The 12,831-nt window shown below is 36.8% G+C and carries 8 protein-coding genes and 1 pseudogene; 6 read left to right on the top strand and 3 right to left on the bottom strand.

All coding sequences use genetic code 11. From position 1 onward, the window contains the following. The first annotated feature begins 91 nt into the window (after window positions 1-91). Window positions 92-919 (top strand): alpha/beta hydrolase, encoded by an 828-nt coding sequence (locus HS129_12685; protein MBE7412892.1) that lies wholly within the window; start codon window positions 92-94, stop codon window positions 917-919. Window positions 920-933: 14 nt separating this feature from the next. On the opposite strand, the gene HS129_12680 is transcribed toward HS129_12685, so the two are convergent. Then, the gene (locus HS129_12680; protein MBE7412891.1) at window positions 934-2,238 is read right to left on the bottom strand and encodes a hypothetical protein; all 1,305 of its coding nucleotides are present in this window, start codon (window positions 2,236-2,238) and stop codon (window positions 934-936) included. 7 nt (window positions 2,239-2,245) lie between these two features. Continuing rightward, window positions 2,246-3,553 carry a 1-acyl-sn-glycerol-3-phosphate acyltransferase gene (locus HS129_12675; protein ID MBE7412890.1) on the bottom strand — a complete coding sequence of 436 codons (1,308 nt, stop codon included), beginning with the start codon at window positions 3,551-3,553 and terminating at the stop codon, window positions 2,246-2,248. Window positions 3,554-3,774: 221 nt separating this feature from the next. On the opposite strand from HS129_12675, the gene groES reads away from it, so the two are divergent. From groES to HS129_12660, 3 genes and pseudogenes are all read left to right on the top strand, one after another. Beyond that, window positions 3,775-4,062, top strand: coding sequence for a co-chaperone GroES (gene groES, locus HS129_12670; protein MBE7412889.1), 288 nt, complete (start codon window positions 3,775-3,777; stop codon window positions 4,060-4,062). A 9-nt stretch (window positions 4,063-4,071) separates the two neighbouring features. Beyond that, window positions 4,072-5,721: a chaperonin GroEL gene (gene groL / locus HS129_12665; GenBank protein MBE7412888.1), complete on the top strand. Its 1,650-nt coding sequence runs from the start codon at window positions 4,072-4,074 to the stop codon at window positions 5,719-5,721. 268 nt (window positions 5,722-5,989) lie between these two features. Next, window positions 5,990-7,204, top strand: a pseudogene (locus tag HS129_12660) (IS256 family transposase). Window positions 7,205-7,217: 13 nt separating this feature from the next. Here HS129_12660 and HS129_12655 read toward each other — a convergent pair. After that, complete coding sequence (locus HS129_12655; GenBank protein ID MBE7412887.1) at window positions 7,218-7,694, bottom strand: DUF1564 family protein; 477 nt, start codon at window positions 7,692-7,694, stop codon at window positions 7,218-7,220. Between the two features lie 483 nt (window positions 7,695-8,177). On the opposite strand from HS129_12655, the gene HS129_12650 reads away from it, so the two are divergent. Then, window positions 8,178-11,669 carry a molybdopterin-dependent oxidoreductase gene (locus tag HS129_12650; protein MBE7412886.1) on the top strand — a complete coding sequence of 1,164 codons (3,492 nt, stop codon included), beginning with the start codon at window positions 8,178-8,180 and terminating at the stop codon, window positions 11,667-11,669. A 27-nt stretch (window positions 11,670-11,696) separates the two neighbouring features. Then, a complete protein-coding gene (locus tag HS129_12645; GenBank protein ID MBE7412885.1) occupies window positions 11,697-12,824 on the top strand; it encodes a dehydrogenase in 1,128 nt (375 codons plus the stop codon). The last annotated feature ends 7 nt before the right edge of the window (window positions 12,825-12,831 follow it).

Below are 12,831 nucleotides of genomic sequence, written 5' to 3'. Positions count from 1 at the left end.
CAAGAGGTTTTTTATAAAATTTGTTCTTGAGTAAGCTAAAAATTGAGTTTTAAAAAAAATGAACTAATTTATTTTGCAAATCAGTTCTAAAATGAAGCACAAATCATTTATTTTTGATTCTCATTCACTGTCCTACATAGATTTTGAAGGGAATTTTGAAAAAACAATTCTACTCACTCATGCAAACGGTTACAGCTCTGAATGCTATTTGTATATTTTGGAAGAATTAGCGAAAGACTTTCGGGTCATAGCCCTTGATTTTACGGGACACGGAAAATCCGAGCCTTCTTTAAACTTTGAAAGTTGGTACTATTTTAGAGATGAAATTTTAGAACTGATAAATCATGAGTCTTTGGAAAACGTTATTGGAATCGGCCATTCTCTCGGAGGTGCCTCTCTTTTACTCGCTGCGTCCAAAAAGCCAAGCTCATTTTCAAAAGTAATTGCTCTTGATCCGGTAATACTCGATTTTTATAGAATATTGTATGTTAAAGTTTTTGGAGGGCCGCTTGCAAAAACTTCTAAAAATAGAAGGCGAAAATTTAAAAGTATAGAATTTGTAAGAAAGGCTTTCAAGAAATTTCCAGCCTTTTCAAAATGGGATAACCGAGTGTTTGAAGATTATCTAAAATCTTGCTTTAGAGTGAATGGATCAGATATCGAGCTTTGTTGTGATCCTGAAATTGAAACTAAAATTTTCAACATGTCTAATTTTTCTACATTGTTTAAATTTTCAAAAATTAAAACAGAAACGCATTTGATCTATCCAAAAAAATACGAAGTCTGTCCCCCAAATACTGCAAAGAAAATAATTAGAGGAAACCCAAATTCTTCGATTACAGTAATAGACGAAGCAACACATTTTTTTCCGTTTGAAATTCCGGATTGGACATTAAAAAAAATAAAAAGCCTTGTTTGATTAATTTATTACCCCTACTTCACGTCGGGAAAAAAAGTAATCGAAACCGGGTTAGATTCATTTTGAGTTTGCAGAGGGGAGAAAATCGAAAATACAGTTTCTTTTTTTGAAATACCATATATCGGGTAGCTGATTTCTTTTTTACTCCAACCAATCCAGACATATTCAGGAAGAAATCTTACAAACCTGTAAGTATTAGAACTATCCAAATTTTCTTTAGCTTCGTTTAGCGCATCATTTGTAGTGTCTTTCGCATAATTGTAACTCCAGTTTACTCCTCCAATTCCTGTAGCTAAGCCAAGACCTGCTATAGTTCCTCCAACGTCTGAACCAATTTGTAAACCTGCATAGATTAGTGCGCCACCAAGCGCAACGGACAAAGTTCCAGTAATTATTCCCACAGTAATTCCGGCTGCGATTTTTGCTGAGCTGATCGAGGCAGTTATAAACATTTTTTGACCGTATTTAGAATCATTGATTGCGTCTTGAATTGCATTCTCCCTTAAGAAGTGCCTTTTATACCAATTGGAAGAGTCTGTGGAAATCCCTGATTTAAAAACATTGCCTTCAAAGTCTTTTATTTTTAGCACACTTTTTTTACCGTTTTGCTTAAACTCAATTCCCCTTGCACTTCTTAAAGGATTAATGTCTAATTTAGGATTCCAGAGAATTTCAGGTCCAGTTCCTGCAAGCACTAAAACTAATTTTGTTGGTGGAGAATCTAATTCAGAAAGCTCTCTCGCCCAGCGAAGATTTGGAGATAAATTAGAAGCAACTCTAAAGTCAACCTTTGCCTCCTCCCAATGCCCACACATTGCCCACATAGCACCTAATACAATTCTAAGCATGGGGTCGTCAAACCTACCTTCTTCACTCCATTGTCCATTCAAAAGACTTGCGGTTTTTCTTGCTTCTATTGCTGCTTTCTCGAAATCTTTTTTAAGTGAGTAACCCCAGCTAAGTAGTATATGCATCCATATCACTTCGTGCTCAGAAGCATAGTAACCTTCCGGGGTTTCTAAATAAAAAAAACTCTTCAATTCTCTTGTTGCACTAAACCTTAGTCTTGTCTCGATTTTTTTGGAATACTTAATAAGCTCGTCAATAGAGGGAATCCCATTCAATAACTGAAGATAGGTTTTTTCCATGGTTGTAATAAAATCTTTTTCTTTGTGTTCAGGAAAATATTTTAAAGTTGCAAGGACTTCTCCTGATGAAATTAAATTTTTTGAAACAGCGTAATCTTGTTTAGTAAGAAGCGTAGTCGAATTACAATGCACTAAAAAAAGAATAAATAAAATAAATTTTAAATAACTCATAATTTGCTTAATCATTGCCTACATCATTTGGTTGTACAATTGGTGAGGTAAACCGAATTCCTTCTCGCATTAACTTTTCTAAATCGTTTCTTAGCCTAAGTGTAAGCTCTTCTACTGTAGCTTTTTTATTCTCTTTATATTTATTGTAATACTCAGAAAGCCCAAAAGGTTTCGCAAATAAGACTCTTGCAGTACGAGATCTGTTTTCAGATTTACCGAATACAATACTTTCAAATCGAACAAGCCATTCAAAAAATCTTTCCGGTGAAGGGTACGACAATAAATATTCTCGTTTGACTACAATGAAGTCATAAGCTTTTTGGACTTCTTTTTTTGCCTCGGCTAATTCTCTTTTAGAAAGTCCTTCTAAATCTTTACTTGGAAATCCTGCCTCTATAGATTCAATCACCGTAAACAGGTGACGAATTTTTGAGATAGCGTCTTTTGATTTATCGTAATTTTTAATATTATACCGATTTGCGACACTATCCAATATCGCATGACGCACTCTACCAATTCTATACTCATAATCATTTGAAGAAGTTTCTTTGATTGAATAATCTTTTTCAGCTTTTTCTAGAAGTACCTTTCCTATCGCAAGATAACGCCTAAGTAGATTTCTATTTCCGGGATCAAAACTTAAAGCATTCTCAATTCTGGCAATTGAATTTGACAGCTCATTTTGAATCCACTCAGAGCTTCCATTGATTGTGTATTTTACAAAAGAGGGAAGGATGATTATATCAGTATTCGAATCTAATTTTTTTGCATCTTCATAACCCCAAAAACCAATTTGAATCGCACCCGGCATAAAAGGTAAAAGGTTATCATTTTCACCATCCGTCATTCCTTCAGGATAAATAACTAACTTCCCTTTTTGAGAAGACAGAATCGATCTAGCCATTTTGATTGAATCTCTATCGTTTGCTCCAGCAAGTACAGAAAAAGCACCAAGTCGCTTAATAAAATGTCCAATTGCACCAGAACCCCAATTAAAAACGTGTCTTGTAGCCATGTAATTGAATCTAGACCCCATAATATTTGCAACCCGAAAGGCTATAGCAGGCTCCGCATGGGTTGGGTGATTGCTAAAATAAATCAATTTATTATTTCTAAGAGAACGAAGCATTTCTTTGTCTTTATCGGAGACCTGAATATCTGTGATATTGAAAACGCTTTTCAACAAGAATGGATACAGCATATCTGCCGTCCAAAGTGTAGGCACATCAAAAATTGGTGGGACAAATTGTTCACTCATACTATTTGATTTTAATTTTATCCTTCCTGTAGTCAATAAAGAGAAAAAATAATCCATTTACTGTTTGTCATTATTTTAAAACTAAGAAGAATAAAAAAAAATCTAAAAAATATACATAAAAATGGAGTTTTTTCGCAGAAATACCCCTAAAACTGATACAATCAAATTAGCACTCCAATAATTTTAGTGCTTGACTTGTGAACCATTCAAAAAAAAATGGTGTCTATGGATTAGCACTCTGTTTATTTAAGTGCTAAATTATTGAATATAAGGAGTTCATTATGGCGATTAAACCATTAGGTGATAGAGTATTAGTAGAGCCTAAGTCTGAATCTGAAGAAAAAATCGGAAGTATTTTCGTTCCCGACACTGCAAAAGAAAAACCTCAAGAAGGAAAAGTTGTAGAGATTGGAAGCGGAAAATACGAGGACGGAAAACTAATACCTCTTGAAGTAAAAGTTGGAGATACAGTTCTCTATGGTAAATATTCCGGAACAGAAGTTAAACAAAGCGGAAAAGAATATCTCATTATCCGTGAAAGCGACATTCTCGCAGTCATCAAATAGGAGGAAATAATGGCTAAAGTATTAGAATACGATGAAGAAGCACGCAGAAAATTATTGGCTGGGGTCAATAAACTGGCAAATGCAGTAAAAGTTACACTCGGTCCAAAAGGACGTAATGTGGTAATTGATAAAAAATTCGGATCACCTACAATCACTAAAGACGGAGTGACTGTTGCTAAAGAAGTAGAGTTGGAAGACCCAATTGAAAATATGGGTGCTCAGATGGTTAAAGAAGTTTCCACGAAAACAAACGATGTTGCAGGAGACGGAACTACTACAGCTACAATTCTTGCACAAGCAATCGTAACAGAAGGCTTGAAAAACGTAACCGCAGGGGCTAACCCTATGGAGCTCAAGCATGGAATCGACAAAGCGGTTGCATCAGCTGTTGACTACATCAAGAAAAAAGCGGTCAAAATTGATAAAAAGCAAGATATAGCAAACGTAGCATCTATTTCTGCAAACAACGATAAAGAGATCGGAAACTTAATCGCAGATGCAATGGATAAAGTCGGAAAAGATGGAGTAATTACCGTTGAAGAAGCTAAGTCGATCGAAACTACCTTAGACGTTGTAGAGGGAATGCAATTCGATAGAGGGTATGTTTCTCCTTATATGGTAACTGATGCAGAAAGTATGACTGCTACTCTGAATGACCCATTCATCCTAATCTATGACAAGAAAATTGCATCTATGAAAGATCTTCTTCCTGTACTCGAAAAAGTTGCTCAAAGTGGAAGACCTCTTCTCATAATTGCAGAAGAAGTAGAAGGTGAGGCACTTGCAACGATCGTTGTAAATACTCTCAGAAAAACTATTTCTTGTGTTGCAGTAAAAGCACCGGGGTTTGGCGATAGAAGAAAAGCAATGCTTGAAGATATTGCAATTCTTACAGGCGGACAAGTTATTTCTGAAGACCTCGGAATGAAACTTGAAAATGCAGATATAAAAACCCTCGGTAAAGCTAAGAAAGTAGTTATTGATAAAGAGAATTCTACAATCATCGAAGGAGCAGGCTCTTCCAAAGATATTCAAGGTAGAATCGGACAAATCAAAAAACAAATCGAAGATACTACCTCTGAATACGATAGAGAAAAGCTTCAAGAAAGATTAGCGAAACTTGCAGGTGGTGTTGCAGTAATCCATGTAGGTGCAGCTACTGAAGTAGAGATGAAAGAAAAAAAAGCAAGAGTAGAAGATGCGTTATCTGCAACTCGCTCTGCTGTTGAAGAAGGAATTGTAGCCGGTGGAGGATTAACTTTACTTCGTGCTCAAGAAGCAGTTAAAGGACTAAAACTTGAAGGCGATGAAGCAACCGGTTCTAAAATTATCCTTAGAGCACTCGAAGAGCCTATTCGAATGATCACTAACAATGCAGGTCTTGAAGGCTCTGTAATTGTTGACGAGGCAAGAAGAAAAGACGCTAACATTGGGTACAATGCACTTACCATGGTTTGGGAAGACCTTATCAAAGCCGGTGTAGTGGATCCTGCAAAAGTTGTAAGAACTGCATTGCAAAACGCGGCATCTATCGGCTCCATGATTCTCACAACTGAGGTAACTATCACCGAAAAACCCGAAGCTGACAAGGGTGGTGGTGGAATGCCAGGAGGAATGGGTGGCATGGGAGGAATGGGCGGTATGGGTGGAATGATGTAGTTAGGATAGTTGACAATTATTAGGCTTATAGAAAAGTTTTTTATAAAACCTAATTAGGAACTACTCTGAGTAATAACCTCGCAATAAAATGCGAGGTTATTTTTTTATTTAGAATATAGGTATCCAGCCTTTTCTCTTAGGAAAGGTTTTTCTTCGTTGTTTTAGTTTAGTGTTTGGTTAGTTTTTCTAATTTTCTCTCTTCTTATGTCGAAGGTGTAATTAATTTTGTGTAAATATCTTTTACTCCGAAAATAAAAGAGGGTAAAGAATATGGCAAAAACAAAATCCAGAAAAAGACGAGCTCCTTGAAGAGTTGATCAAGGAATACAAAAATCCTGAAGAATTGATCGGTGAAAATGGTCTTCTGAAAAGCAATTAATCAAAGCTATAGTCCATTTGCTATACAGCAGGAACTGACCCTGAATTGGGTTATGAAAAACATTCTCATTGCAAAAATGGTGCCGGCAATTCCCAAATGGTTTTTTCGAAAAAGACTATCAAAGGCGATTTTGGAAACCTGGAAATCGACGTTCCCAGAGACCGGAATTCCAATTTGAATGAAGATAATCAAGAAAACCAGACCCATTGGAATGGATTTGATGATAAAATATTTCTATGTATGCGCGAGGAATGACGACACGCATTATCCAGGCTCATCTTCAGGAAATCTATCAGGTTGAAGTTTCTCCTGATCTGATCTCCCTGATAACAGATATGTGTAATCAAGAAGTAAAAAAACGGCAGACCAGACCTATTGATTCAATCTATCCGATTATTTATCTTGATGCACATTGAGGTCAAAATTGCAGAGACTATGGTCAGGTCAAAAACAAGGCTGTTCATATGGCTCATATCGGCGTCAATATGAACGATTTTAAAAGAGGTTTTGGTTCTGGATTGAAGAAAATGAAGGATCCAAGTTCTGGCCCAATCCTGACTAAACCAAAAAAACCGTGGGTTGCAGGATATATTGATTGCCTGTGTTGATGGACTTACCGGTTTTCCGGAAGCGATTAAAACTATTTATCCAAATGCCAGTCTCAGCTTTGTATCGTTCATATGGTCAGAAAATTCTGAAGTATGTTTCCTTTAAAAATCGAAAAGAGCTTTCATCCGACTTCGAAAAAATCTATCGTGCAGTGAACGTTGAGGAAGCAAAATTAAAACTTCAGGAATTTTCTAAAAAATGGATTCAAAATATCCTGATGATTTCAAAATCCTGGAAAACAGATGGAATGAGATAACCTTTTCTTGCAAATCCGGCAGAAATCAGAAAGTAATTTACACAACCATGCAATCGAGTCTTTGAATATGATGCTTGAAAGTGATCAAAACTGGCTTCATTTCCCAATGATGATGCGGCAAAAACTGTTGTATCTGGCTCCGCAGAATGCATCAAAAAAATGGACCATGCCTATTATTACAATTGGATGTTGCGATTAATCAGTTTGCAATAAATTTTGAAGGGAGAATGGAAATTTAAACGGAAAAGGATTTTACACAAAATTTCCTACACCCTCCTTATGTCGTATCAACCTATTGTATCGTATGGTTTTTCTCTTGGAGAGGTAAACTCCTACCGCAATCGAACTGACCTTGGGTGGAACTCCAAAGTCATAGAACTTGGTAGGGATGATTATGTCCCATCCGGCAATGTCAAGCAACAAAAGAAGAGTAAAAAGAGCCGTTCTGGAAATACCGAGCCATTGAGCAAATTCTCCCAATTCAATCCAATCTGCATTCTCAGGACGAAAGTTCTTCTTCTGAAGATTTTGCCCTTCTTCCTGATACACCGTCTTCACACAATCTAACTTTTCAAAAGTCCGCCAAAGTAACACATTCCTGTATCTCTCCAATAACTCATGCAAGTAATCCTCTCTCGAAATAGTTTCAGTCCTCGAATTAAACTCATCCATATATTTTTCTGGAATGAGTAAACTTGATTGAGTTCGCTCAAATTTTTCCGGATTCATTTTTTTCTCCTAATATAAAAGTTTTCTTTTCTCTATCCTGACCCTGCCTTTTGATATAAGGTAAAATAATATCGTGATAGAAATAAATTTTTTGCGTTTTTTTATGTTTTCTGAAGATTTTTCTAGGTTTTTACAGAAAAAGTCCCTAATCTGTATTAAATACGTAATCTCTTGAAATTCCCCAAAAAAGGTGGAGTTCCCACATTTTTGCATGAAAAGTGCAAATTTACACTAAAAGTGTAATATTAAAAACTCATCCGAAAAAGGGGAATCAATTAAAAAAAGATTTCCAACTTCTCTATTTCAATCATAGCCCTCCGAATTGGAGATCCAACTTTATAGCCCAATCAAATTATAAATGTGATTTTTATCATACTCATCTAAGGGGTCAATTTGCCTAAATATCGTTGCAAATAAATTTCAAAATAAATTTAACTAAAATTTAGTAATAATACTATATTAAAATAAATTATGGGGAACACGATGAATACAAAATCTAAATCAAAAAATAAAGAAACAAAACTACCCAGAACAAGCTTTTTGAAAGGAGCTGCACTACTTGGAGCATCTGCTTTCCTTTCAAAGTGTAAAGATAAGGGAGATATGTTCGATTATCTAAAACCATTAGACCATGCCAATCCATTGACAGGCTACCCGAATAGAGGTTGGGAAAAACACTACAGAAATTTATTTGATTATGATTCTACGTTTCATTTCCTTTGCGCCCCAAACGATACACACAATTGTCTTTTGACCGCTTATGTAAAAAATGGAGTAACAGTAAGGATAGGTCCAAGTTTTGGTTTTGGAAAGGCAACTGACATTTATGGAAATAAGGCCTCTCATAGATGGGATCCAAGGTGTTGTCAAAAGGGATTAGCACTTGCTCGAAGGGTTTATGGAGATAGAAGATGCAAGGAGCCAATGGTCAGAAAAGGTTTTATGGACTGGGTCAAATCAAACTTTGAAAGAGATCTGAATACTAAGGCAGTTCCCGCAAAGTACCTAAATAGAGGAAGAGACTCTTGGGTCAAAGTAAGTTGGGAAGAGGCTTTGGACTTAGAAGCAAAAGCTCTTGAAAATATCGCAAAGACTTACACGGGTGAGGAAGGCAAAAAAGCACTACTTTCGCAAGGTTATGATCCTGCTATGGTAGAAGAAATGAAAGGTGCAGGAATTAGAACAATTAAGCTAAGAGGTGGTATGCCTGCGCTCGGTATCACTCGAATCCATGCACAGTACAGACTTGCAAATATGTTTGCATTACTCGACTCTAAAATTAGAAATGTAGGTCCTGATAAAGCAGTAGGTGCAACAGGCTGGGATAATTATACATGGCACACAGATTTACCACCAGGGCATCCTATGGTAACAGGGCATCAAACAAATGACTTCGATTTAGTAAACACTGAATATTCTAACTTTATAATCAGTTGGGGTATGAACTGGATTACCACTAAGATGCCTGACTCTCATTGGCTTACAGAAGCAAGGATGAAGGGAGCAAAAGTTGCTGTGATTGCTGCTGAATATAGCGCAACATGCTCAAAAGCAGACTATGCGTTAGTTGTAAGACCTGGAACAACTCCTGCACTTGCGCTTGGATTTTGCTACCATATAATTAAAGAAAAAAAATTCAACCCTGAATATGTTAAAAAATATACGGACTTTCCGTTTTTAGTAAGAATGGATAATCTAGAAATGTTGAAAGCAAGTGATTTAGATAAAAATCACAAAAATGCTTCTATTCAAAACTATATACAAGTATTGAAAAAAGACGAGACTCTTCCTCCACCCATAAAGCAAAAATCCCCTATTGTATCTGAAGAATTACGAGAAGAATGGGGAGACTTTTTAGTATGGGATACAAAAACCAAAAAAGCAGTAGTTGCTACCAGAGACAACTACGGAAAAGAATTTGAAAAACTTGGAGTAGATGCAGCTTTGGACGGAAGTTTCAAGGTAAAACTTGCAGATGGAAAAGAAATCGAAGTAAAGCCTGTGTTTGAATTGTTAAAAAACTATATTTTAGATAATTGCGACCCGGAAAGTACATCTAAAATCACTTGGGCTCCTGTTGAAGGAATTAAAGCAATTGCAAATGAAATTATAAACAACAAAGGCAAAACTTTATTTGCAATGGGTATGGGTCCAAACCAATTTTTTAATAGCGATTTAAAAGACAGGGCAGTTTTTCTTTTAGCTGCCTTGACTGAAAACGTAGGGCAGATGGGGGGTAACGTAGGCAGCTATGCTGGAAACTATAGATGGGGGTTTATGAGTGGTCTTGGAAATTATACTATGGAAGACCCATTCAATATTAATTTCAACGGAGCAGCACCATCTAAGATCAAGCGTTATTGGAAGGCAGAATCAGTTCACTATTGGAATCACGGCGATAAAATTCTTAGAATGGGAAATGAAATTCTTACCGGAAAAACTCATATTCCTGTGCCTACAAAAGCGATCCACGTAGCGAACAGTAACTCTTTAATTGGAAACGTAAAAGGACACTACGATGTTGTGATGAATACCCTTCCTAAGACCGAATTTTTAGCGGTAAACGAATGGTGGTGGACTGCATCTTGTGAATATGCAGATATTGTTTTTCCTGTTGATAGCTGGGCAGAATTTAAGCACCCAGACATGACAATATCTGTAACGAATCCATTTTTGTATGTGTTCCCTAGAACTCCAATGGAAAGAATTTACAACACTAGGTCGGACATAGAGGTTGCGGCAGGTCTTGGAAAAGCTTTTGCAAAAATGACTAATGACGATAGGTTTGAGGATTATTGGAAGTATGTACATAAAAATAAGGTAGGAGTTTACTTACAAAGAATTTTAGATACAAGTAACGCTACAAAAGGATACAACTTTGACGATTTAGAAGCTAAGGCTAAAAAAGGAATTCCTGCACTTTTAATGTCTAGAACTTATCCTAAATTCAGCTCTTATGAGCAGATGAAAGAAAACAAACCTTTTTATACTAAAACAGGTAGGCTGGAATTTTATAGAGGAGAGAAGGAATTTATAGATAGTGGGGAAAATATCCCAGTTTACAGAGAACCAATTGACTCTACTTTTTATGAGCCGAATGTGATTGTATCTAAGCCTAATCCTGCAATCAGACCCAGAACTCCCGAAAGCTATGGGGTTAGCTCAAGTAAGTTAGATGCAGATTCCAGACAAGCTCGCCACGTAGTTAAACCTTGGGGAAGTGTAGAAGGCACGAGACACCCTCTTACAAGCCAGGGCTTTAAGTTTATATTCCATACACCAAAATACAGACACGGAGCCCACACTACTCCAATTGACACAGATATAATTGCAGTATGGTTTGGGCCTTTTGGAGATATGCACAGAAGAGACAAAAGAATGCCTTTTGTTACTGAAGCGTATATGGATATAAATCCATCAGATGCCAAGTCACTTGGAATTGAAGATGGAGACTACATATATATAGATGCAGACCCACACGACAGGCCGTTTATGGGTTGGCAAAACAGAAAAGAAGAGTACGAGGTTGCAAGGCTATTGTGTAGAGCAAGGTACTACAACGGAACTCCTAAAGGAGTTACCCGTATGTGGCACAATATGTATGGCTCTACTTTTGGTAGTATAAAAGGTGCAAAAACAAGGGCAGATGGTCTTGCAAAAAGTCCAGACACGGGTTACCAGTCCATGTTCCGTGGCGGTTCTCACCAGAGTGCTACAAGAGGTTGGCTAAAACCTACTTGGATGACAGACAGTCTTGTTAGAAAAGATATTGCAGGTCAAAAAATCGGAAAAGGTTTCGAGCCTGATGTTCATTGTCCTACCGGCGCACCAAGGGAGTCTTTTGTCAAAATTACCAAAGCAGAAAATGGAGGCATGGATGGAAAAGGATTATGGAGACTTGCAGCACAAAAACTAAGACCAAGCTATGAAAGTGCTGAATTGTTAAAATATATCAAAGGTGGATACATCCGTTAGGCGAAACAGGATGAAGGAGAATATACAATGGGAAAAGTAAAAAATTGGCAAATATCCAGAGAAATGGAATACCCTTACGAAGGGAAAAGACCTAAAAAACAAGTAGCGTATATTTTTGATACAAACAAATGTATTGAATGTCAGACTTGCTCTATTGCTTGTAAGACTACTTGGACTTCTGGGCAAGGACAAGAAAATATGTTTTGGAATAACGTAGAGACTAAGCCTTACGGATTTTATCCGATTGCTTGGGATGTGAATGGGTTAAAAAATCTCGGCGAGCAGACTTGGAAGGGAGAAGAGTACTCAGGAAAAACAATTTTTGAAAATGCTCCTCAAGGCGAAAGAGTACAAGGTTATTTACCAGAGCAAAAAGATTATGCCCATCCAAATATCGGAGAAGACGAAATAACTCAAAGCATAGAAAAAGGTGCTTTTTTCCAAGGAATTCATAAAACCTGGATGTTTTATCTTGCAAGAATTTGTAATCATTGTACATACCCTGCGTGTCTTGCGGCTTGCCCAAGAAAAGCAATTTATAAAAGGGACGAAGACGGTGTAGTATTAGTCGATCAAAGCAGGTGTAACGGTTACAGAGAGTGCGTAAAGGCCTGTCCTTATAAAAAAACTTTTTATAATATGATTACTCGTACTTCAGAAAAATGTATCGCTTGTTTTCCTCTTTTAGAAAGGGGAGAGCAGCCAAGGTGTGTTCAAACTTGTATAGGTAAAATTCGTATGCAAGGTTGGTTATCTAAACCAGAAGAAGCAAAAGAAGATAACCCCCTTGATTACATTGTACATATTAAAAAAGCTGCACTCCCACTCTACCCACAGTATGGGACAGAGCCTAACGTATATTATATTCCACCTGTCCATGTTCCAAAAGATTTTTTAAAACAAATGTTTGGTCCAAATTGTGATAAGGCAGTTGAGATTTACAGAAACATAAAATCCGATCCAAAGTTACTCGGTGCATTTTTACTTTTTGGAAATACCCCGTACATAATCACTAAGTATAAAGTCGAAAATGAGGAAGCAATTGGCTATAACGAAAGTGGAAAAGAGGTAGTTAGAGTTCCGTTTACAGAGCCATTCTTTGAGCGCCCGTATTTTGATAAAAAAGAAAATGTATATAGGCATAATGTACTATAAAAGGAGA

It is taken from the genome of Leptospiraceae bacterium (assembly GCA_015075105.1).
Lineage (GTDB): Bacteria > Spirochaetota > Leptospiria > Leptospirales > Leptospiraceae > JABWCC01.
The sequence above is the reverse complement of the archived record's forward strand: the minus strand, read 5'-3'. Positions and strand labels throughout refer to the sequence as shown.